The sequence below is a fragment of the Candidatus Poribacteria bacterium genome (assembly GCA_026706025.1).
Taxonomy (GTDB): domain Bacteria; phylum Poribacteria; class WGA-4E; order WGA-4E; family WGA-3G; genus WGA-3G.
This window is the reverse complement of record JAPOZO010000032.1, coordinates 54,987-78,928: the sequence shown is the minus strand read 5'-3', so window position 1 is coordinate 78,928 and position 23,942 is coordinate 54,987. Positions and strand designations below refer to the sequence as shown.

17 protein-coding genes are annotated in these 23,942 nt (G+C 49.2%); 13 read left to right on the top strand and 4 right to left on the bottom strand.

The window, feature by feature from the left end; translation table 11 throughout:
- Positions 1-20: 20 nt before the first annotated feature.
- A complete protein-coding gene (locus tag OXH00_07540; protein MCY3740856.1) occupies positions 21-488 on the bottom strand; it encodes an NUDIX domain-containing protein in 468 nt (155 codons plus the stop codon).
- A gap of 49 nt (positions 489-537) precedes the next feature.
- On the bottom strand, positions 538-1,953 hold the full coding sequence (locus OXH00_07535; protein MCY3740855.1) for an ATP-binding protein: 1,416 nt from the start codon (positions 1,951-1,953) through the stop codon (positions 538-540).
- 352 nt (positions 1,954-2,305) lie between these two features.
- Here OXH00_07535 and OXH00_07530 point away from each other — a divergent pair, with 352 nt between their 5' ends.
- From OXH00_07530 to OXH00_07515, 4 genes are all read left to right on the top strand, one after another.
- Complete coding sequence (locus OXH00_07530; protein ID MCY3740854.1) at positions 2,306-5,389, top strand: PSD1 and planctomycete cytochrome C domain-containing protein; 3,084 nt, start codon at positions 2,306-2,308, stop codon at positions 5,387-5,389.
- A gap of 189 nt (positions 5,390-5,578) precedes the next feature.
- A complete protein-coding gene (locus OXH00_07525; GenBank protein MCY3740853.1) occupies positions 5,579-7,012 on the top strand; it encodes a DUF1501 domain-containing protein in 1,434 nt (477 codons plus the stop codon).
- Positions 7,013-7,030: 18 nt separating this feature from the next.
- Entirely contained in the window at positions 7,031-8,062 is a 1,032-nt protein-coding gene (locus tag OXH00_07520; GenBank protein ID MCY3740852.1) for a zinc-binding alcohol dehydrogenase, read from the top strand.
- Positions 8,063-8,300: 238 nt separating this feature from the next.
- Positions 8,301-9,248, top strand: coding sequence for a hypothetical protein (locus tag OXH00_07515; protein MCY3740851.1), 948 nt, complete (start codon positions 8,301-8,303; stop codon positions 9,246-9,248).
- 76 nt (positions 9,249-9,324) lie between these two features.
- Here OXH00_07515 and OXH00_07510 read toward each other — a convergent pair whose 3' ends face one another.
- On the bottom strand, positions 9,325-10,308 hold the full coding sequence (locus OXH00_07510; protein ID MCY3740850.1) for a Gfo/Idh/MocA family oxidoreductase: 984 nt from the start codon (positions 10,306-10,308) through the stop codon (positions 9,325-9,327).
- 392 nt (positions 10,309-10,700) lie between these two features.
- On the opposite strand from OXH00_07510, the gene OXH00_07505 reads away from it, so the two are divergent.
- The 8 genes from OXH00_07505 (at position 10,701) to OXH00_07470 (ending at position 21,574) form a co-directional block, all read left to right on the top strand.
- Positions 10,701-11,534, top strand: coding sequence for a LamG domain-containing protein (locus tag OXH00_07505; GenBank protein ID MCY3740849.1), 834 nt, complete (start codon positions 10,701-10,703; stop codon positions 11,532-11,534).
- A gap of 274 nt (positions 11,535-11,808) precedes the next feature.
- Positions 11,809-14,043: a CotH kinase family protein gene (locus OXH00_07500; GenBank protein ID MCY3740848.1), complete on the top strand. Its 2,235-nt coding sequence runs from the start codon at positions 11,809-11,811 to the stop codon at positions 14,041-14,043.
- Positions 14,044-14,065: 22 nt separating this feature from the next.
- A complete protein-coding gene (locus tag OXH00_07495; protein ID MCY3740847.1) occupies positions 14,066-14,632 on the top strand; it encodes a Uma2 family endonuclease in 567 nt (188 codons plus the stop codon).
- 167 nt (positions 14,633-14,799) lie between these two features.
- Positions 14,800-16,764, top strand: coding sequence for a YjhG/YagF family D-xylonate dehydratase (locus OXH00_07490; protein MCY3740846.1), 1,965 nt, complete (start codon positions 14,800-14,802; stop codon positions 16,762-16,764).
- 65 nt (positions 16,765-16,829) lie between these two features.
- On the top strand, positions 16,830-17,216 hold the full coding sequence (locus tag OXH00_07485) for a VanZ family protein (protein ID MCY3740845.1): 387 nt from the start codon (positions 16,830-16,832) through the stop codon (positions 17,214-17,216).
- 128 nt (positions 17,217-17,344) lie between these two features.
- Positions 17,345-18,136, top strand: a complete 792-nt coding sequence (locus OXH00_07480; GenBank protein MCY3740844.1) for an MBL fold metallo-hydrolase — start codon at positions 17,345-17,347, stop codon at positions 18,134-18,136.
- A gap of 141 nt (positions 18,137-18,277) precedes the next feature.
- Complete coding sequence (gene purE / locus OXH00_07475; GenBank protein MCY3740843.1) at positions 18,278-18,805, top strand: 5-(carboxyamino)imidazole ribonucleotide mutase; 528 nt, start codon at positions 18,278-18,280, stop codon at positions 18,803-18,805.
- A 48-nt stretch (positions 18,806-18,853) separates the two neighbouring features.
- Positions 18,854-21,574: a DUF3857 domain-containing protein gene (locus OXH00_07470; GenBank protein ID MCY3740842.1), complete on the top strand. Its 2,721-nt coding sequence runs from the start codon at positions 18,854-18,856 to the stop codon at positions 21,572-21,574.
- Positions 21,575-21,594: 20 nt separating this feature from the next.
- Here the strand turns inward: OXH00_07470 and OXH00_07465 are convergent, their stop codons facing one another.
- Complete coding sequence (locus OXH00_07465; protein MCY3740841.1) at positions 21,595-22,197, bottom strand: CDP-alcohol phosphatidyltransferase family protein; 603 nt, start codon at positions 22,195-22,197, stop codon at positions 21,595-21,597.
- Positions 22,198-22,329: 132 nt separating this feature from the next.
- Here OXH00_07465 and OXH00_07460 point away from each other — a divergent pair, with 132 nt between their 5' ends.
- Positions 22,330-23,934, top strand: coding sequence for an arylsulfatase (locus tag OXH00_07460; GenBank protein ID MCY3740840.1), 1,605 nt, complete (start codon positions 22,330-22,332; stop codon positions 23,932-23,934).
- Positions 23,935-23,942: the final 8 nt, after the last annotated feature.

Below are 23,942 nucleotides of genomic sequence, written 5' to 3'. Positions count from 1 at the left end.
GCCTCTACCCAAGAAATTCATCATCTGATAAAAGTCGTCATTTCTCCACTATAGGCATCTTTGATACGTTGCGCGTGGTTCAAAAGCAAATCTAATTCTTGTATCTCATGATAGGAAAAATATCCGTATTCGGTTGTTTCGCAACTCAGACGGAGTTCGCCACCGACAATTTCCGCTTCAAAGCATAAAGCCACCAACTGGATTTTGTTTCCGTCTCGATACACGATTAACTCGTCTGGGGTTGTGTAAACGCCGATTAAGCGTTTTATTTCAACTTCCAAACCCGTTTCTTCCTCAACCTCTCTGATACACGTTTCACTTGCGCTTTCGCCCGGCTCCATCCCGCCACTTGGTAGACACCATTGGTTGTTATCTTCGCGTCTTGTTAATAGGATTTTTTCGCGGTCTTTATGAAAAATAACAGCCGAACACCCAACGCGGATTTTACCATCTTTTCCAACGCGAGGCCCTGTGATAATTTTAGCCATGCCATCTCTCCATCTGTTGTTGAAAACATGCGTTCCTTCAATAGGTGAACTAAAACAGATCGTCTGCCTCAACGAGAAAGACCCCGTCTTTTTCTGCTCTCTGTTTGAGGGCATCCGTAAAACCACTGGCGGAAAATAGAATATATCGCGAATTACGCTTCCATTGGTCAGAGACTTTCGTAGCATTTGTGATGAGATGATTTAAAACGTTTTCCCCGGCTGGAGCGTTCCACCATTTGCACTCTCCAAACCAATGGCTTCCGTCAACGTTTTTGGTCAACACATCAATTTCAAGATCGGATTCCCAATGTCTCCCGATCTGTCTGGGTGCTATCTTTAGTTTTTCTTCCCAATAGCGTCTGATATATTGGCGGCAAACGTCTTCAAAAATTTCTCCCATATACTGCGACAGGTTCGGTGCGATCATCTGCTGGTATACTAAATCTGTATTCCCGGATTCGATGAGGCTTCGATTCGGTAACACAAACCGAAACCAGAATTTAACATAGTTATCCTCAATTTTATAAAGCCCTTTTTTGCTCTTTTGAGGGGCACGTTCGGTCACCGGTGTTTCGCGTTTGACTAAACCAAGCTCTCGAAGCACGCTCAGATATTTGTTGGCATTTGTCGGATCAAGTCCAACCCGTTGGGAGATTTCATTCAATCGCGTTGCGCCACCAGCGATCGCATGCAACAAACTCGCATAAGTTCTCGGTTCTCTGAGTTCTGTGCGTAACAAAAAATTAACCTCATCAAACAAGTACCCTTGGGGAGTGAGCATCTCGTCTTTGATGCCCTGTTCAAGTGTTCTTTGGGCATGGTCTTGCGAATCGTTTGCAGTGTGCAACATAAATCGATTGAGGTACGCTGGGATACCCCCAAGGATGCCGTAAGCAATTAGTTTCTCCTTAGCAGAATATTCTGAAAAGAAATACCCGGTATCGCGATAAGACAGCGGCATCAATCGGAGTTGACCGGTGCGTCGTCCATATAACGGTGATCTTTCAGCCAGCACTTCTCGCTCCATGAAGCTTACCTGAGATCCGCACAGAATCAGGAAAAGTTTACTGTTTTTCCCGTGGAGATCCCAGAAGCGTTGGATCAGGGACGGGAGCGCTGCGTTATCCTCACAAAGATATTGAAATTCATCAAGCACCAAAACGAGCCGTTTTTCTTCTGCCTGTTGTGCAAAGTAAATGAGGGCAGATTCCCAATCATCAAAGACAAGATTTTGCAGCAGCGGGTCATTGATGGCATGCCGGGCAATTTCGGTCAGCTGCCGGAGATGGTCTCGTTCTTTCAACTGACTCGCGAGAAAATAGATGCTTCTTTTCTCTTTGCAGAACTGCAATAAGAGTTCAGTTTTCCCAACCCTTCTTCTACCGTATAATACGAAAAACTCTGCTATTTCTGACTGAAACATTCGTTCTAAAGCTGATAGTTCTTGGTGTCGATTGATGAACATAGGTTTCCCCTTAAACGACTTCAAAGTATTATACGCTAAAGTATTATACGCTAAAGTATAATTAAAATCCAATGAATTAATGGCAGCAAAATACTGCTATGAACATATCGACGCTGCAGATATGATGTATACTATTGGTAGAGTCAAACGAACACAAGAAGTTTCACAAAAATGCCTACTATTTTGGGATTGTCTTGAAATATTGCGTGATTTCCCTTGCACATATTTCGTTTTAAATGATATATTATAGTAAACAGTCTTGAAGATAGTAGGACGGACGTTGATATAGGTGCTGCCAACGGGTGAGCACTCGGACATCGCCCTTACACAGGAAATGGAGGAAGATTCCATAATGTCACAGACACAGTTATTACGTTTAGACGCTTCAATATGGGTTCGCATCGGTTGCATTGGACTTATAGGTATTCTGTTAGGATTGACAATTGCAGCGCAACCCGCCGATGCCGAGAAACTTCGGTTCGACCGAGATATTCTGCCGATCTTGTCAGATAAATGTTTCGCGTGCCACGGTCCCGATGCGGCGGTCCGGCAAGCCAATCTACGACTCGACACCAAGGAGGGGGTGTTCTCTGCACCGAGCGGTTACCCTATCATCGTTCCGGGCGAACCGGAAAACAGCGAACTTGTCCTCCGTATAACACACGAGAATATTGACGAGCGAATGCCACCGCAGATTTCCAATCGGCAGCCGACACAGGAACAGATTGATACGCTCATCCAGTGGATTGCTGAGGGTGCCGAATGGGAAGAACACTGGGTCTACAATTTACCCAAGCGGGTTGAACCACCTGCCGTCGAAAACGCAGCGTGGATCCGCAACCCTATTGACGCGTTTATACTCGGTAAATTAGAGGCGGAAGATCTTATGCCATCGGCGGAGGCAGACAAACGAACACTTATCCGGCGTTTGAACTTTGATCTGACTGGGCTGCTGCCCGCGCCTGCTGAAGTAGAACATTTCTTAAAAGATGATACCCCGGATGCCTATGAATCACTCGTCAACAGGCTTTTGTCTAAACCTCAGTACGGTGAGCAGTTGGCAATGTATTGGCTTGATCTGGTGCGCTATGCGGATACGAGCGGTTACCATGCTGACGAAAACGTGAGTATCTGGCCCTATCGAGACTATGTCATAAAAGCGTTTAATGACAATATGCCGTTTGATCAGTTCACGATCGAAAACCTCGCAGGGGATCTCCTACCGAACGCTACGCCTGCACAAAAAGTTGCCGCCGGTTATAACCGTCTGAATCAGACGACTTCAGAGGGGGGCGCACAAGCGAAGGAATATCTCGCAATCTATGCCGCAGACCGCGTACGGACAACTGCATCCGTCTGGTTAGGCGCGACCCTCGGCTGCGCACAGTGTCACGACCACAAATTTGACCCCTTCACAGCAAAAGATTTTTACAGTTTCGCAGCCTTTTTCGCTGATGTTAAAGGACCCGGCGTATATGGCGGCGGCAGCAAATGGGAACCCGTTGTGATGTTACCCACACCCGCACAGGAGTCCGGACTGCGGGACGTTGACGACGAATTAACGAAATTGGAGCAGATATTCAAGACATCATCGCCGGGATTGGAAGCAGAGCAGACGAAGTGGGAGGACGAGATCCGTTCACTTCTCGAGTCAACGGAACCTACTGATTTTGCTTGGGTGGACGACGCACAAGCAAACGGGGGTAGGAATCAAGGGACGTGGACGTTTGTCGGCAAAAACGAAGCACCTGTTTTCAGTAAATTGTTATCACGTCGCCAGACAACAACAGATGAAAAAACAATCCAGCACGCTTTCCAAGGTGCTAATCGGAAGTTCACCCTCGCTGAAGGTGATCAACTGTTTGCCTATATCTGGATTGACCCTGAAGCACCTCCAAAAACGGTTATGCTCCAATGGAATGACGGAAATTGGGACCACCGCGCCTTTTGGGGTGAGGATAAAATTGACTTCGGTGGGATTGGCAATGACACGCCTGCTCACAAACCGATGGGGCCCCTGCCAGCGTCTGGCGAGTGGGTTCGGCTTGAAGTGGATCCTACGGATGTTGGATTGAAACCCGGAAGTGTGCTTAACGGAATGGCTTTTGCACAGTTTGGTGGTACTGCTTATTGGGATGTCGCCGGTATTGCGACAACGCGTGGAGCCGCAGTGAAACACACACATACGCCACAGGTTATTGCAGCAATTCAGGTAGATACTTCCGTCAGAACGACAAGCCAGCGCGAACAGATTGCAGCGGAGCATCGCCGCATCACACCCGCGCTTGACGGTATCCGCAATCAGATGGCAGATTTGCGAAAGCAGAAAGCCGAGATTGAAAAGCAGATTCCCTATTCGCTCACGACTGAATCCACACTACCCCGCACAACGCGCGTGCTACCAAGAGGCAACTGGATGGACGATTCCGGTGAGATCGTTGAACCGATGATACCGACTTTCCTTGGCGATCTCGGTATCAAAAACCGTCGTCCAACCCGATTGGAACTTGCACGATGGGTCGTGTCAAGGGATAACCCGTTGACGGCGCGTGCCTTTGTCAATCGTCTGTGGGCACTCTACTTTGGTACCGGACTGTCCCGGGTCTTGGATGACCTTGGCGCACAGGGTGAATCGCCTGTACATCCTGAACTCCTCGACTGGCTCGCCGTGGAATTTATGGAGAGTGGTTGGAACGTCAAACATATCGTGAAGCTTATCGTCACTTCAAACACCTATCGCCAGTCCTCGAAAGCGACGGAGGTGTTACGCGAAAGGGACGCTTACAATCGCTTAGTCGCACGCCAATCAAGTTGGCGGCTCCATGCAGAGACTGTCCGCGATAATGCTTTGTTATTGAGCGGACTCCTTGTTTCCAAAATTGGTGGCCCGAGTGTGAGACCCTATCAACCAAAGGGTTATTATTCAAATCTAAACTTCCCAAAGCGCACCTACGTGCACGACAAGGGAGAAAGCCAGTATCGCCGTGGGCTCTATACACATTGGCAGCGCACTTTCTTGCATCCGAGCATGATGGCGTTTGACGCTCCGAGTCGTCAGGAATGCACCGCCGAGCGCGCAACCTCAAATACACCCATGCAGGCACTCACCCTACTCAACGATCCGACTTACGTTGAGGCAGCACGTATCTTTGCGACACGGATTATCCGCGAGGGAGGTGAATCCGTTGCGGATCGTATCAACTGGGCGTACCAGTCGGCACTGTCTCGGATGCCGCAGCCGAAGGAACTGGAGGTTATGACAAATCTCTATGAGAAACACCAAGTCGAGTATACCGCTCATCTTGATGCTGCGGGCGCGTTGGTCGCAGTAGGCGAGACACCTGCAACAGAGGATGTTGAACCTGCCGAACTTGCTGCTTGGACTTCCGTCGGACGGGTGATACTGAACTTGCATGAAACGATCACTCGGTACTAATCGTCGCTCGTTTAGATCCAGTAGGCGCGGTTTTCAACCGCGCTGCCATTACGTATTGAAGTGATTCTGGAAGATTATGGTCGGCTTTGTCATAAGAGGTTTACAAGTAAAAAGGAATGCTAAGTCTTATTGTAAGAAATCTAATTGGACATGGACTATCTGAATGAATAGGAGGTATTAGGTATAGCTATGAATATTCATGAAGAAACCAATCTTCGCCTTACGAGGCGAACATTTCTGGGGAAAACGGTGCGGAGTGTCGGATCCCTCGCGCTCGCATCTTTACTGACACCATCAATTATCAATGCTGCGCCGGAGATTGAGAAGTGGCACGGGATTATTACCGAACCACATGTGCCACCCAAGGCGAAAACTATTATCCATCTCTGCATGGCAGGCGGTCCCTCGCATCTGGAGACTTTGGATTACAAACCGAAACTCGCAGAACTCCACGGGCAACCGATGCCAAAGTCTTTCACCGAAGGGCAGCCAATTGCGCAACTCCAAGGACAAGCGAATTCGCTTAAGTGCTTGGGACCCACACATGAATTCAAAAAGTGGGGTGAATCCGGTCAAGAGATGAGTACGGCGTTTCCGCACATCGGAAGCCTCGCCGACGATATTTGCATCGTCCGCTCTCTGAAAACCGAGCAGATTAATCACGACCCGGCACACACTTTTATGAACACCGGGACCGCAATCGCTGGTAGACCGAGTATGGGTTCGTGGCTGCTCTATGGGCTTGGAAGTGAAAACGAAAACCTGCCGGGCTATGTTGTTCTCACCTCCTCTGGTGGTGGGCAGGACCAACCGATTGCGACACGGCAGTGGCATAGCGGGTTCCTCCCCGGTCAATTTCAAGGGGTCCAGTTCCATTCAACCGGCGATCCCGTTCACTATGTCACCAACCCCGGCGGCGTGAACACAGAACAGCAGCGCGATGTGGTAGATGCCGTGCAATCGTTGAACAGTATGCTCGACGAGACCGTGGACGATCCAGCAATCTCGACGCGTATTAGTCAGTACGAGATGGCGTTCCGAATGCAGACGAGTGTCCCAGAGTTAACCGACATCTCCAAAGAACCGCAGCATGTCCTTGATATGTACGGCGCGAAACCGGGTGACGGTTCCTACGCCTCAAACTGCCTCCTCGCACGGCGATTAGCAGAACGCGGCGTGCGCTTTATCCAACTCTATCATCGCGGTTGGGATCATCACGGCGGTATTGAAAACGCGATTAAGACAACCGCTGGCTATGTCGATAAGGCAACAGCGGCACTCGTCAACGACCTGAAACAGCGTGGTATGTTAGATGAAACTTTAGTCATCTGGGGTGGCGAGTTCGGTCGGACACCGATGGCTCAAGGCACCGGACGCGACCATCATATCCAAGGGTTCTCAATGTGGATGGCAGGCGGTGGCATCAAAGGCGGTATCAGTTACGGGAACACCGATGAGTTAGGATACAGTGCCGTTGAAAATATCGTGCATGTCCACGACTTCCACGCCACGATGCTACACCTCTTCGGGATTAACCACGAAAAACTGGTCTATCGCTTCCAAGGCCGAGATTTCCGTCTCACCGATGTCCACGGACACGTCGTCCGCGACATCTTAGCTTAAAAGGAGAAGGACACTAATATGCCAAGAGAACTCATTGCACCAGCACGAGAACAGGTCGCTTTCCGAGAATATGAAAGCCAATCCTTACAACCCAACGAAATTCGGGTCAAGAGCCAGTTTGGTGCAGCCAAACACGGTTCAGAGATGGCATCGTATAAGGGGTATGCCGGCCCACGCGGTGGCTACGATGGAGAATATAAGGTCTTTCAAGCAAACACCTCCGGAATGGTACACTATCCTTCAGGACTTGGGAATATGTGTGTGGGTGAAGTCACCGAGATTGGGGCGGACGTTACCGAATTTGAGGTCGGAGAGCGCGTTTTTCGGCACAGTTCCTTTCGAGAGGAAAATGTCTGGGGCACAGCAGGTGTCCGTAAACTGCCGGAGGGGGTGCCTTGGCAGGCAGCCGTCTGTTTAGACCCGACGGATTTTGCCCTCGGTGCTGTGCGAGACGGTCATGTGCGCATTGGTGATGCCGTGGCAGTCTTTGGAATGGGTGGCATTGGGCTGATGGCACTGCAGCTCGCTAAGTTGGCGGGTGCCTATCCTGTCATTGGTGTCGATCCGCTCGAATTGCGCCGTAATGTTGCTCTCGAATGTGGTGCTGATATAGTTATCGACCCTTCAACAGAGGATGCCGGTTTGGAGATTAAAAAAGCCACCAACAAACGCGGGGCTGACGTTTGTATTGAATATAGCGGGCATCATACGGCACTCCAAGCGGCGATTCGCGGTGTGACGTATCTCGGAACGGTCGTCGCTGGCGCCTGGCCCGGTATCTACCCAGCAGGATTAGATCTCGGTGCCGAAGCGCATTTCAATCGACCTACTATTGTTTTCTCACGCGCGTGTAGTGAACCGAATCCTGAATATCCAAATTGGAATGAAGGCAGACTCTTTGAAATCAGTTTGCGGCTCCTTTATGATGGCAGTCTGAAGTCTGAGCCTGTTATTTATCCTGTTGTCGATTTCGACGATCTATTGGACGAGTATCCAAAAATCGCAACCGACCCGGGTGAGAACGTAAAGTTAGGTGTTCGCTTCGCATAACCTCAATTAGGACTTACGTATTCCCTCTCAAAATCCCCCTGATAAGGGGGATTTTGGGGGTTTATAGTAAAGCACGAAAATAAGTTGGCACTCCACGATAACATCGCCGCTCGTAGGGGCTGGGTTACCCAGTCCGTACGAGCAACTACGTGTCCAAATAATTATGGGCTTTACTATAAAGGACGGAAATCCCACTTTTTGCGTCTACATGTCCGACACCCTAAAGGAAAGGGAAGCTATGACTGCTGGAATCATGTTGGCTTTAATGAGCATCGCATCATCCCAGATTATTGGCGACACCGTAATGGAAAGCATTGAAGTAACGCCGAGAATCGAAATAGCAGAGATACCAAGCAAATTTTCTGCTTTCAGACAAGTAGGTTGTGATAAGTATGTCAACGTTTTCGGTATTCACATCTTCGCAAGCCGAACAACACCTGAAGATAAACTCTCTCACGCCGCAGACGTTTTGGCACAATACCTCGATAACGACGAAAACGGCATTCCCGACAACACGCTGGTGCTCAGTCACCTCGTGAGCCGAAACGTCTTCATCATCATGCCCGGAACAGAGGCGGAGATGGAGCAGTTGGACATGGGGCTGTTAGCAAACGCGGGCTATCGCTTTGGTCAAGACCTATATGGCGCAGAAACCAAGCCGGATTTCCTTGTCGATGGCAAAATCAATGCCCCTGATGGTCATTACTACGACGGCGCATTAGAGGAAATCCTGCATCCCATTACACAACACGGGTATGCCAACGCTTACCCTGAGGTGTTCGGGGAGAAACGGGGGTCCACCTTAGCGAACTGCATGGATACCGCCCGTGGCGGGTATTTCGAGCAAGTGCCAAAAGGTGGTCCCAAGAGCGGCTACCCAGCAGAAGCGTGGTATCACTATACCGATGAAACCTGTGACTACGGTTGTATGGTTACGGAGTATGTCTACTGGGCTTTGACATCGATATTGGGGACACAGGACTTTCCAGGGCGACACGAGGCACTCAGAGTCGAATGGGAATTGAATACCAGAGAACGGGTTAAAACTGGGGATACTGCAGTTTATGAACTCCTGACAGACCCGCAATACAAATTCCCAACCACCAAAGCACCAGATGGAGACTACAAACCATCGGCATTTCCCGTTACAGTTGTTCCTATCATTGCTGTTGAAGATGAAGATTAATAACGGTGGCAGTCCGTTGTGAAACAACAGCGCGCAGCGTCGCAGTAGGAGATGGGGGCACGCAAGCGAGGACGCATTATTGTAATCCCGCCGCCCGCAGCACCGTTTCCTGAACTGCGAACTCGTGGTCGAGTGAACGATCTGGGGATTTCTCGCCCCGAATATCAGCGACAAACGCTCGAAGGCTTTCGACATAGCGCGGTCTCGGCTCCACAGGCACTGTCTGCCAGCCTTTAGCATACCCATCCCGATCCGCGTCAAGACACAACCGCAACGCTGGCGGTTCAAGCGGCTCAAGGATCGCACTGCCGCGTGTCCCATAAACTTCCAACCGCCTCGATTTACCCGAATCGATCTCCAACGATGTTGACTCAAGAATCGCTAACGCTCTCGGATATTCAAATACAGCTGCTGTATTGTTCCGATACCACGGCACGTCGTGTCCATCGTGCCTCGAAAAGGGTGTCACCCGTGTCGGTCGTCCCAGCAATGCCACGATGATGTCGGTGAGATGACAAGCGAGGATGAACATAATACCGCCCGAATGTTCACCGAGTGAATCCCAGCGTTGCCAATGCGCTTCGCTTGAAGGGCCTGATGAAATTCGCGCCCGCACCGAAAAAATATCACCGAGTTTACCGGAGTTCACCCAATCAAGGATAAACTGAAAACCAGCGTTGTATCGGAACATATAACCGAGTTGAACGAGCAGATTTTTGTCTTGTGCAATATCCAAAACCTCTCGAAACGTATCAAGATTATCACCGGCAGGTTTATCGAACCAAACATGCTTGTCGTGTTCAAGAATCTCCCGTGCAAAGGTGAGATTCTGCGACACCCGCCCCTGCGCTGCAACCGCAACGATTGTTTCGTCTTCAAGTATTTCCTCTTTGGATGTAAACCAGTGAACGCCTTCATAGACGGAGGTTTGACCAAGGGTCTCTCGGACTGCTGCTGACGGCTCAAAGACACCGGCGAAGTCAATTTCGTCACTTTCCTTCATCACACGGGCTTTCCCAGAAGCATGGTCATGGGAAATACCGTATTGTGCAAGTCTCATTTTCACGTTTTTTTCTCCTGTTTGAAACCTGTGATTCCCAAAAACATAGGTAAAGTTTAACATGATTCTATCACATAATCCACATTGCCTGATAGAAAAAATGAATGCAATTTTATTCGAGTTACTCAGTTTATATTATAGTAAAATCCAAAAATAAGTTTACACTTGTCGCCTCAATTTTGTAGCATAGGCTGTTGGTTCCTGTGGCAGTATAAGATGCGACTTCACAGTTCGCGCTACTATACACCTACTATACCAATCAAGGCCGCGAAATTGGAACGCGCCGATTTTCCTTGATTTAAGGTTGGCACGGCTATTAAAATAGGGACACTTAGCACGACCTTTTTTTGATTTTAACACGATGGACGGAAAATAAAAAAGGAGTCAAGCAGATGAGAAAATATTTCTGGATACTCGCGGTTCTTGCGTTTTGTGTTGTAACTTTCGAGGCAACCGCGCAAGTGACGGAAGGTTTACACTTTTACCTGCCCTTCAACGAAGGAAAAGGCGATATTGCCAAGGATGTCGGGCCGAAAGGGTTTGAAGCCGAACTCCACGACAGCGCGAAATTCGTCGCCAAAGGCAAGGTCGGTGGTGCAATAGAGTTCTCAGGAGGGCCGGCACTGATAAAGGATCCGGGAGGACAGAGCGAACTCTATGTCGAGCATCTGACCGTCGCGGTTTGGATACACCCATTTGAAATATCCAATGTCGCTCTCGGCAATGGACACGTCTACGGAAACATATTTTACGACAAATCGGGAACAAGCGACGATAATGTCGAATTCGGACTCGGTAGTGGTGAGGGATTGTATTGGTACATCAATTCCGGACAAAAGAAGATGGGACCCTTTAACGGTGCGGATGTCGATACGACCGTTTCACTGCCGAACTTAGGTTTAAAGCCAGATAACTGGTATCATGTCGTCGGGACTTTTGATGATGAAAGCCTTGAAGTCTACGTTGATGGTGAACTTGTCGGTGAAAAGGCGACACCGAAAAACGGTCCCGTGATGGTCTGGAACGACAACAACATCGAAATCGGTGGACGACCTGATACGAACGGCGGTGCCAACCTCTACAAAGGCTTGCTCGACGAATTAGCGGTGTACGATCGCGCATTAACCGCAAAAGAGGTAGAAACAGTCATGAACGCAAGGGACATTCTGACGGTAGATGCTGCAGGTAAATTAACAACGACATGGGGTGCACTCAAGACAAGGTAGCAGGCACACGCCGTATGCCGTCAACAGTATTTCCGCCAAAACCGGTGCGGTTGGGAAACCGCACCTATCCTACTAAGAGACAGGTGTGCTTAGAAAATCACGCCTACGTCAATTGAAGATGGTGGAAGCGCAGAAATCTCACCATACAATCCACTGACAATTGATAACAAACCACATAACTAATCCAAACTTGTTCCTGCCGTATTTTCAAGCATAAAAACCCAAAATGTGCTATACTAATTGCATACTGGTTTCCATACAATAGGAGAAAAAGATGATAAAATGGACATTATGTTTAGCAACAATTCTCTGTTTCGGGATTGCTGCCCACAGTAGTGCAAAAGAACTTACATTAGACGATATTTTTCCAACCGACCGGGTTATAGATGTGCAGATCACGGTTTCGCAAGGAGATTGGGACACAATTCGGTATCAGTCACGGGATTTTGTGAGTGCGTTGAACGAGAAGCGACAGTTCGGTCCGCTGGATCATCCCTATACCTACGTCGAAGCGAGCGTGAGTATTGACGGGGTAGTCTTTCCGAAAGTCGGAATTCGCAAAAAAGGGTTCATCGGTTCGCAAAGCCATACCCGTCCGTCTCTGAAAATCAAACTAAATCACGTTGACAAAGAGGGCGGAATCGAAGGTCTGACGAACCTGACACTTAATAACAACAAACAGGATACAAGCCAAGTAAGTCAATTTATGGGGTATGCGTTGTTTAACGCGATCGGCTCTCCGGCACCGCGAGGCGCGTATGCGAAGGTAACGGTGAACGGCAAAAGCTTAGGGATATATTCCCATGTGGAAACCGTCCGCAAACCACTTTTGAAACGTGCTTTCGGAAATGACGACGGCTCACTCTATGAAGGCACTGTCGTCGATTTTCACGAGGAATGGGAGAACAGTTTTGAACATAAAAGAGGCGACGATACGCTTGGCAGAGAAAAAATTATCGCGTTAATTGACGTGCTTGCAGATAACCAAGTAACGGAAGCAGCTGTCGGTGAACTCGTCGATTTAGATAGTTTTTACCAGTTTTGGGCAATCGAAAGTCTACTCGGTTTCTGGGATGGCTATTCCGGAAACAATAACAATTATTTCATTTACCTTAATCCTGATACAGATAAATTTCACTTTTTACCGTGGGGAGCGGATTCGCTGTTTACAAATCTCAAGATGGACTTCCGAGGAAATGCACACGCACCGACTTCCGTCAAGACACAAGGGTTGATTGCCTACAGATTGTATCAACTTGAGACGGGGCGCGAGCGGTACGCAAAAACGATGGTGGAACTCCTTAAAAACTACTGGAACGAAGTAGAACTGCTTGCCGAGTTGGACAGGGTCGCTGCAATGATTCAGCCTTATCTCTTACCCGAACAACGTGAATTTCAACGAGAAGAATGGGGCGGAAGAGGCGGAAAACAGACCTTTGAGAACCAACTCGCGGAGGTTCGTGATTTCATCCGTATCCGTAAAAACGACATACTGCAGGAAATTGGCGATGGGATGCCTGTCTGGCGTAGGAAACCGCGTCCGCCGTTGGTTATGGGACCTGAAGGGTTTGACATGAAAAAATTCATTCAATTGCCCGAGGAAGGGCTGTGGCATGCCGCGCGCACCGGTGATCTCCAAGCCATGAAACGCTACATCTCAGAAGGAACCGATGTCAACGCCCCAGACGAGAATATGAACATATCCCCTTTGGCATGGAGTGCATCTCACGGACAAACTGGAGCAACTCGCCTCCTTATTGAAAATGGTGCTGACGTTAACATAAAAGACGATAACGGCAGCACACCCTTGCACAGTGCCGCAGTTTTCGGCAGAGCAGAGGTCGCGAAACTTCTTGTCGAGAGCGGGGCAAACCTACAGGTACGCAACGATGATGGCGCAACACCAGCGGATACCTTGCACCTCGATTGGAGAACTACCGGCTTTATTGGCGGTTTGATGGGCGTAGAGGTCGAGAGGGAAAATATCGCTGTCATGCAGAGCGGTAGGAACGAAATTGCGAAACTCTTTGGGGTCAAAGAATTTGATAGCAAGGACATAGCCTCCGCCAATGACCTACCGGGCGCAGTTTTTATTGGAGATCTCGCGGCGATTAAACGGGCTTTAACGGATGGCGCGGATCCCAATGTGCAGGACCCGCAATCCGGAAGCACAATGTTGTCCATTGCTTCACTAATGGGACACACAGAAGTTGTGGCACTCCTCCTTGAACACGGCGCAGATGTCAATGCGAAAAGTCGGGACGGTGGAACGCCACTGCATGCGGCGGCTTTCCTTGGACGTGCCGAGACAGTGAAGCTCCTTCTTAAGAAAGGCGCAGATACGACACTCCGAAATAATATGGGTAGCATAGCAATCGATGGTGCAAAGTTAGATTGGACATTTACCAAAGGTATTATCGGTATGCTGCAAATTGAGGTAGACGAGGCGGAAGTCAAAGCAGGCAGAGCCGAAGTTATAAAACTCATCTCTCGCCACAGTAGGAAATAAACACGACACGGAGGTGGAACGGATGCATAATTCGCAGACCAACCCTGAATCTATTCAAGGGGTCCCAGTGCCTCACACAATGACGTTAGAGGAATTTCTTGAAAACGATTTAGAGGGGTATGAGTATATAAAAGGAGAATTAGTTCCCATGGCAGCTGCGGCAATTGTACATGGTGAAATAGGATCTAACGTCCATTTTCTTTTAGCATCACACGTGCGTGAAAATAAATTAGGGCGTTTATATATTGCGGAAACAACATTTCAATTAGGGGATCGGGTCGTAAAGCCTGATATTGGATTTGTCTCCACAGAACGGTTGTCAGATGATAAATTAAAAGGATTCTCCGGGGCTCCTGACCTTGCTATTGAGATAATGTCACCAACAGATAAGCATTATGATGCTACCGAAAAGGCGTTAGCCTACCTAAAAGCACGGACACGCCTCGTTTGGGTTATTGAACCGGTTGCGAAGACAGTAATGGTCTATCGTTCTCCAACGAATATCTCATTGCTAACCTGTGATGACATATTGACGGGTGAAGATGTCGTTGAAGGGTTTACGTGTCCAGTTGCACAGTTGTTTGAATAGGAGGAATAGTTGTCAGTCTTCAGAGGAATAGTTGTTAGTGGTCAGTGGTCAGTTAAAAAGGTTTATTGTGGCAGGTACAACAAAAGCAACTGCCACAAGGTGACTCTTAACTGATAACTGAAAACTATTAAAACTGAAAACTGATGACTGATAACTGAAAACGAATAATGGCAAAACAGATTAACTACACTGACATCTTAGAAACCGGCGATAGCGAGATTTATGATATTCAGACGCACGCCGCCGGTCCCGAAGGCAGTCTGCCGCTCACCGCAGAGATGCTTCTCAATCGACCGAGTGGCGACGTATTTGGCTTGACCCACAACGCCGCCATGGGCTGGGCTCCAACCGAGCTGCGACGCGAGGAATTCCTGATTCTCAGCACACAAGGCGGTATCCGTGCGCCTGACGGCAGCCCTATTGCGCTTGGATATCATACCGGACATTGGGAAGTCGGGCTTCTCATGCAGGCGGTCGCGCACGAATTGAAGAACCTCGCGGCGATTCCGTTTGCAGGCTACTGCTCCGATCCGTGCGATGGACGCACACAAGGCACCGTCGGCATGATGGACAGTCTCGCTTACCGGAACGACGCAGCACAGATCTTCCGCCGACTCATCCGTTCCCTACCCACACGGAAAGGCGTTGTCGGTGTTGCCACCTGCGATAAAGGGTTGCCTGCGATGATGATGGCACTCGCCGCCATGCGGGAACTTCCCGCAGTCCTTGTTCCAGGGGGTGTGACATTACCACCTACGACAGGCGAAGATGCTGGGAAAATCCAGACAATCGGTGCCCGTTTCGCACACGGTGAAATTAGCCTCCAAGACGCAGCGGACATGGGATGTCGTGCTTGTGCAACTCCCGGCGGTGGCTGTCAATTTTTGGGAACTGCGGCGACTTCACAAGTTGTCGGTGAAGCGTTGGGAATGAGCTTAACACATACGGCATTAGCACCGTCTGGTCAGAATATCTGGTCGGATATGGGACTCCGTTCTGCACGCGCTGTCGTGAATCTGGCTGCAAAAGGGTTGACGATGAACGATATCGTTACACCGGCAGCGATTCGGAACGCCATGGTCGTGCATGCCGCGTTTGGCGGTTCAACAAACCTCTTGTTGCATATCCCCGCGATTGCACATGCTGCAGGACTCCAACGGCCGACGATAGATGATTGGACTGAGGTGAATCAGAGCGTCCCGCGGCTTGTCGATGTCCTACCCAACGGACCCGTTGGGCATCCAACAGTCCGAGTCTTCCTTGCAGGCGGCGTGCCTGAAGTAATGCTCCATCTGCGAGAATTAGGATGCCTCAACGAAGACGTACTCACCGCAACAGGCGAAACTCTCGGTAGTAACCTCGATTGGTGGGCAGCCTCTGAACGGCGCGCGCGTGTCCGAGAAATTCTGGAAGATCGGGATAACGTACCCGCCGACGCCGTAATTCTAAATCCAGATGCCGCTGAAGCAGCAGGATTGACGAGCACTGTCACATTTCCGCGTGGGAACCTCGCACCAGAGGGATCCGTCATTAAAAGCACTGCGATTGACCCGAGCGTCGTTGATGCCGACGGTGTGTATCGGATGACGGGACCGGCACGGGTCTTTGTCCGGGAATCCGATGCAATACAGACCCTTAAAGGTCAGGGAGAAGTTAAGATCCAACCGGGAGACATTATGGTGCTGTGTTGTCGCGGTCCGCAAGGGACAGGCATGGAGGAAGTTTATCAGATAACAGCAGCATTGAAACACCTTTCATTCGGTAAAGACATCGCCTTGATTACGGATGCCCGGTTCTCTGGCGTCTCAACGGGTGCATGTATCGGACACGTCGGACCGGAGGCACTCGCTGGGGGTCCGATCGGCAAAGTGCTTGATGGTGACACAATTCAGATTGAGATTGATACCCGACGACTTGAGGGGAGTATTAATTTGGTCGGGCATGGCAGCGAGAATTTCGGTGCTGAAGTCGGTGAACGCGTGTTAGCGGAACGTCAGGCGCGACCCGATCTCTCGCCGGACGAAGCGTTACCAGATGATACGCGACTCTGGGCAGCACTACAATCCGTCGGTGGTGGCACATGGGGCGGCTGCGTCTACGACGTAGACGCGATCCTCAATGCTTTGAAATAGTTATCAGTTATCGGTTATCAGTTTTCAGTTAAAACTGACAACTAACAACTGGCACTCTTAAAACCATGAGATACTGGATCCTGTCTCTGCTGTACATGGCACTTATTTTTTCGGTCTCGTCTTTGGAGCAATCGCAGCTGCCGATGCCGGAATTTGAGTGGCTGACGATTGACAAACTCTACCATTTTATTGAATATGCCATACTGGGTGGACTACTCGCCATAGCCTTCGTAAAGGCGAAACCCGCGATAATACCATCAAAACTTATATGGCTTGTTGCAGCGGTGCTCTCAATTCTCTATGGCGCGAGCGATGAATGGCATCAGACATTCGTCCCCGGTAGATACGCTACCTTTGCAGATTGGGTGGCAGATGTGCTTGGATCAATCGCCGGAGTGCTGGCGGTCTATCTCTATTATAAAAAAACGAAAGTTAGTACTAAAAAACCGTAGTCCGTAATGTAATGGAGGGGTTTTTGCTTGGGGTATTTACTTGGGTGTTTCTGCGGATTTCTTCAGATTACGCCTTGGAACGTCAAATAAGAATCTCGCCTGACCGAACCGCAAGGAAAGTTAAAAGTATGCATCCACTTGTTGAATTGAAGGTGCCGGAAGGATCCGTTGCTGTTCACTGGTTTGAACAGAGCAGTTTTGCCTTAAAGAATCCAACTGGGACCATTGTCCAAATTGACCCTTATTTTCCGCGGGAACGTCCCGCTGACCGTTTTATTCATACCGAGCCGCCGCTCGATGAATCGGCACTTCCAACTGATTTTGTGCTCTTGACACACGCACATGGAGATCACACCTGCCCAGAATCTATACGTCGGATGTGGGAAACTTCCAATGCGATACAGTTTGTGGGGCCCGAAGAGAGTGTGCGTCAAATTTTCGCTGAAACAGATGTCGCCGCTGCGAACATCTCGGAGGTCTGTGCCGGAGAATCTACGACACTCAACGGTCTCACCGTACATGCCGTCTATGCCAAACCGCCTGACGGCGATGCTTCTGCTGACATAGCACCACCTGATGTGACGCATTTGGGATATGTGATTGTCAGTAATGGCGTAACACTTTACTTCAGCGGCGATCCAATCAATAATTTCGCAGAACACGACGCACTAATTTCAGCAGTGGCAGCACATAAACCGGACATCGGTTTTCTGACGAACCACCCAACTGAGGGTGAATTTCCGTTCTATGATGGGTGCGTCAAAATGGCGACGCGGATCGGACTGAAGCATGCAGTTCCGGTGCATCGTGCCTGTTTCGTTACCCGTGATTATGATCCGAACGAGTGGGCAGCACAGTTTCCGTCAGGCGGTCCCGAACCATTGATTATTGAGAGAAATTCTCATATTATTTATCAATAGTTATTAGTCATCAGTACGATTTTTTTCTGCGAAAAAAATCTTTCAGTTTTCAGAAAGAGACCTTGAAATTATCCAAAACCTCTTGTAACTGATAACTGATAACTGATAACTGACAACTCTAAAAGAGGTACAGATACAGATATGTCGCTTCAAGAACAAAAGACTCCCCTTGTCGGTATCGTGATGGGAAGCGATTCCGACTTGGAAAAAATGGCAGAAGCCGCAAAGGTTTTAGAAGAATTTGAGATCCCGTTCGAGATAACGATCTCTTCCGCACACCGCTCACCAGAACGGACAACAGCGTGGACAGAGAGGATTAAAGCGGAAGGGGGACAGGTAATTATCGCTGGTGCCGGACGTGCCGCACATCTTGCAGGTGTCATCGCAGCACACACGACGCTACCGGTCATCGGTGTGCCGATTGACGGCGGACCGCTTGACGGGGTAGATGCGCTGTATGCTACAGTCCAGATGCCGCCGGGTATTCCTGTCGGAACAATGGCAATCGGCTCCGGTGGTGCGAGAAATGCAGGGCTATTTGCTGTTCAAATTCTGGCACTCCAATTCCCTGAACTTGATGCAAAATTGTTGGCGTATAAAGCGAAGTTGAGTGATGGTGTCGCCGAGAAAGCAGCGCGTCTGCAAGAGGTTGGCTACCAGAATTATTAGAGGACAAAGTGCCACAACCTAAAGGATGGATCTCCTCCTTGGAGAGTGATGATGTTTCATAAAAACCATACATTTTGGCTGTTAAGTCTACTTTTTCTTATCACCGGATGCACAATCTTCTCGCAAAATTCATCTCCACCACCAATAGTTGACCCGGTGGTGGAGCGCGGCCGGCAGTGGCAGAAGCTGATTGAGACAGGCAATAATGAACTAAAACAGGGTGACCTGCGTGCAGCACTTGCTGCTTACGAAACGGCTATTACGCTCCGACCGAATGCCAGCGAGATCCAACGCAAAATAGCGGAAATATACTATCAACTTCAGGAATACGAGAACGCGAGGAACGCATTTGTTGCTTTTTTGGCTCTTAAGCCGAAGAATATCACGGCTCTAAAATACGCTGGATACCTTTCTGAGAAATTAATCGACTACGCCGCTGCTGCTGAATACTATGAGCGGGTTCTCGGAGTTTCAGGAGATAACCTCTATGCATTAAACCATCTCGGTTTAGCCTATAAACAACTCGAACGCTATGATGAGGCGGTGGAGGTCCTCCACAAAGCACTATCGCTTGATCCGAAGTGTGAACGTCCAGAAAGCGAAAATTTACACAATTACTTGGGGTTAATCTATCTCGGACAAGGTAAACTTGGTGAAGCAATCGCTGAATTACGGGAGTCCATTCGGCTATTTCCGAAGGATACTTGGGCAGGAGAACAACTCGCTGCAATCTATGAAGAGCAACAGCGGTACTTTGAGGCACAACTGCAATACCAACGAATTTTGGAAATTGATCCGGATAACCTCCTCGCCTTGACACGACTCCAAGCACTCGCACAACTGAATCTCGGTTCGAGGCAGGTTACCGATGTACCGCCTGTCACCCTCCTGACGCCGGATGTTGAGCATATTATCGCGAATGCCCCTGACGCGAGCGACTATCCTGACGCTGATACGCTGGTGCTATTTAACCATTTCAGCCACGACGTTTTGCCGACAGGACAGTCGCGTTACACAACACACCAAGTTGTTAAAATCCTCACCGAAAGGGGTATTCAGAGATACGGGGATATTGCTATCCCTTACCAACCTGCTGCGCAGAATATAGAGGTAAACATCGCAAGAACAATCACAGCGGATGGAACGATCCTGCAACCACCCGATGAAGCCTTTAACGACGTAACGCCGCCCGGTTTGTTGGCTCAAAACCTCTATTCTGACGCTATGTGGAAGGTCATCTCTATGGTTGGTCTCGCACCGGGAGTCTGCATCGAGTACCAGGTAACGCTCGAAGATAAAGTGCCAGGAGGAGAAACATGGATTACTGGCGGATATAATTTTCAGGCAACAGAGGCAACACTGGAAACCACCTTCGCGCTTCAGATACCCAAAGCGTGGCACCTTCAATGGGGAGTTGCTAACGAGCCAAATTCACAGGTGCCTGTAATATCCCATACAGAAAATGATACGCTCATCTATATATGGAAGTACGGCGAGATGCCCGCGCTGACGTTGGAAGAAGGCATGCCACACATTAACGACATCGTACCACGTTTGCGCTATTCCTCAATTGAGGATTGGGACAGTGTCTATGCGTGGTATAAAGACCTCGCGAAAGGGAGATATGCCCCCGATACCGATATTGAAGCAAAAGTCCAGCAGCTAACCAGCGATCTGACGACGGAGGCGGCGAGAATACGCGCGATCTATCATTTTGTCACCACAAACATCCGGTACGTCGGTATTGAACTTGGACGGAGTGCTTACCAACCTTCGCCTGCCACCGAGGTTTTTCAAATGCAATACGGGGATTGCAAAGATAAAACGACACTCCTGATTTCAATGCTCGATTTGGCGGGTATCAAAGCCTACCCGGTCCTTGTGAGTGTCGCACCGCACGAACGCGTTGATACTACACTACCTTCGCTCAGCCAGTTTAACCACATGATCGCCGCAATTCCTACCAGCACAAATACTTATATATGGTTGGATCCTACAGCTGCAACCTGTAGTTATGGGGACCTCCCATATAACGTGCAAGGGCGCACAGGGTTTCTTATCTCCGATACACACGGCAAGTTTGTGGAGATACCTATTTATCCATCAGAAGCCAACCGACTTCTCAGCACAACAGAATTGACGTTAGACAACGATGGTAGTCTGCAAGGCACGCTTTACATCCAGACAAATGGACAGTATGATCTAAATACCCGATGGGCATACCAGCAGATACATCCCAATGCCCTGAAAACTACCTTAACGACTGAACTCAGCCAGCAATTTCCGGGCATCCAGGTGGCGTGGGCCGAGATGTCCAACCTTCGTGATTTAAACGTGCCGGTGACAATTAATCTCGGTTTCCATGTTGAGAATTATGGAACGTCGGTGGGAAACGATATGCTATTACCCTTACCTATTGATGAGTTCGCCGACTACGCTGGAACCTTTGCTAACGAACAACGCACCTATTCATTGGACTTAGGTTATCCGATGCAAATCGAAAAGGCAATCCGCATCCAAATTCCAGATGGATGGACGGCTACACTGCCAAACGATATTCACCACGCTACAGAAAATGCGGAGTTGACTCGGCAGTACAGGCAGGTTGGGAATGTGATCACTTATCAGCTCATGTTTACCCTTAAAAATCGCATACTTTCAGCAGCTGCGTATTCAGCAGCAAGATCACTGTTTACGGCACTTGCGGGCGAAGATGGCAGTCGTGTGTTGCTAAATACAGGCGGCGATAATCAGATGTCACTAAAATAACGGCTGCGCTGCTGATGGTGTTACTCTTTGACATACTTCCAACCGTCAACCAGAACAGGAAGTCCGCGAATAAGGCACATAGCGACAGTTACACCAGAGAGTATTACGCCTGCTAATTCCAGACCGACGATTAATTCCGGATGAATGCCAGAATTCGTGAAGGCAATAACACCACCAAGATAGATGAAAGCAACAGCTTTCGCAATGCCGTAGATACTACGGCTTATGCGTGAACTCGTAAGGGCACGGGTCCATTTGGAAGACATCATAGTGTTCTCACCGAAGGCTGTTTTGCCTTGCGCAAAGGCAGCACTTCGCAAGCCGTCTGTGAAAAACCCTCGCGCAATCACGATCACTGGAATCCAGAATGGGATCAACCCAACTACAGCGAAGTAAACCCAGAAGATGCATTCGACAATTCGGTCGCCGATGATGTCAAACAACGCACCAAAATCGGAAGTCTGATTCAGTTTGCGAGCAACATAACCGTCAACCGCATCAAGGAATAGGATAAAACCGATTAGCACAACAAGCAAAATGTCTAAGTATATGTGATATCCAAAGAGGGAAATCACAACAAAGGCGAGAATCAGGCGGAAGAGCGTAATCAAATTCGCAATCATGGTTTTACTCCTTTGCGGATCTGGATTTCCGTGGGTCATTTCTATTCGGGTTTTGGGTCTATTTTTTTATAATAGCATATTGGATTGCCAAAAACAACACCAAATTATAAAAACAGAAGAGGTGCTTATTTTATGAACGAAAATAGTAAACCGAATATTGTCCTCATTCTCAACGACGACATGGGTTTTTCCGACTTAGGCTGCTACGGGGGCGAAGTCCACACGCCAAATCTTGACCGGCTCGCCACTGGCGGGCTGCGGTTTACGCAGTTTTACAATACCGCACGCTGCTGTCCATCCCGTGCCTCCATGCTTACAGGGTTGCATCCACACCAGACAGGTGTCGGACACATGATGGGCAACGACGGACTTGAGGGCTATCGTGGGGACCTTAATGACCGCTGTATTACTATTGCCGATGCAGTTCGTTCAGAAGGCTACGGCACGTATATGAGCGGCAAATGGCATATCTCGCGCCACGCTGGCCCCGATGGCCCCAAACACAGTTGGCCCTGCCAACGCGGATTTGACGAGTACTACGGTATTATCACCGGTGCCGCAAACTTCTGGAAGCCGAATACACTCACGCGAAATAACACGCGTATCCAGCACGATGAACTCCCTGAAGGCTATTTCTTCACGGATGCTGTTAGCCATGAAGCGGCGACGTATATCCGAAATCATACTGAAAAGACACCGGAACGTCCATTCTTTACCTATGTCGCTTACACGGCACCACATTGGCCCTTGCACGCCCACGAAGAAGATATTGCACGCTACAACGGACGTTTTGCCGCTGGATGGGACGAACTCCGAGAAGAACGACTCTCACGGATGCGGGAGATGGGAATTTTAGATGAGTCCTGGCAGCTCACAGCACGTGATTCCTCCCAACTACCTTGGACCGAAGCAGAATATAAGGAGTGGAATCAACGTCGCATGGAAGTCTACGCTGCACAAATCACCCGGATGGATGCAGGCATTGGACAAATTATTGACACGCTGGAGGAGACGGGACAGCTCGATAACACGCTCATCCTGTTTTTAGCCGATAACGGTGGTTGCGCGGAAGAACTCGGTGGCCCCCCGGCAATACGGGACAAGGGTTCACTCATCAGTACCGATACGACTTCTGATGGTCAACCCGTCTATCGGGGCAACGACCCCACCATCATGCCGGGGCCGGAGACGACTTATCAGAGTTACGGCGTGCCGTGGGCAAACCTATCTAATACCCCTTTCCGATTGTACAAACATTGGGTACATGAAGGCGGAATTGCTACGCCGCTAATAGCGCATTGGCCAGATGCCATAAAGGCTGCCGGAGAATTACGGCATCAACCCGGACAACTGCCAGATATCATGGCAACATGCCTTGAGGTTTCAGGCGCGACTTATCCTGAAGAACACGATGGAAAACCTATTTTGCCGTTAGAGGGAACAAGCTTAATGCCGATTTTTGATGGAAAGAGTAACGGTAAAGACGTACTCTATTGGGAACATGAGGGTAATTGTGCAGTCCGACAAGATAACTGGAAACTCGTCTGTAAGTTTCCCGGTGATTGGGAACTCTACGATCTGGAAGCGGAACGGACGGAAATTAACGATCTCGCCGCTAAGCATCCACAGAAACTTGAAGAACTCACTGGACTTTATCGAGATTGGGCGGATCGCTGTCTTATCTATCCATGGGATAAACTCCAAGAACTTCGTAGACAGCGTCGCCACGAGCGCTAATGTGTTTG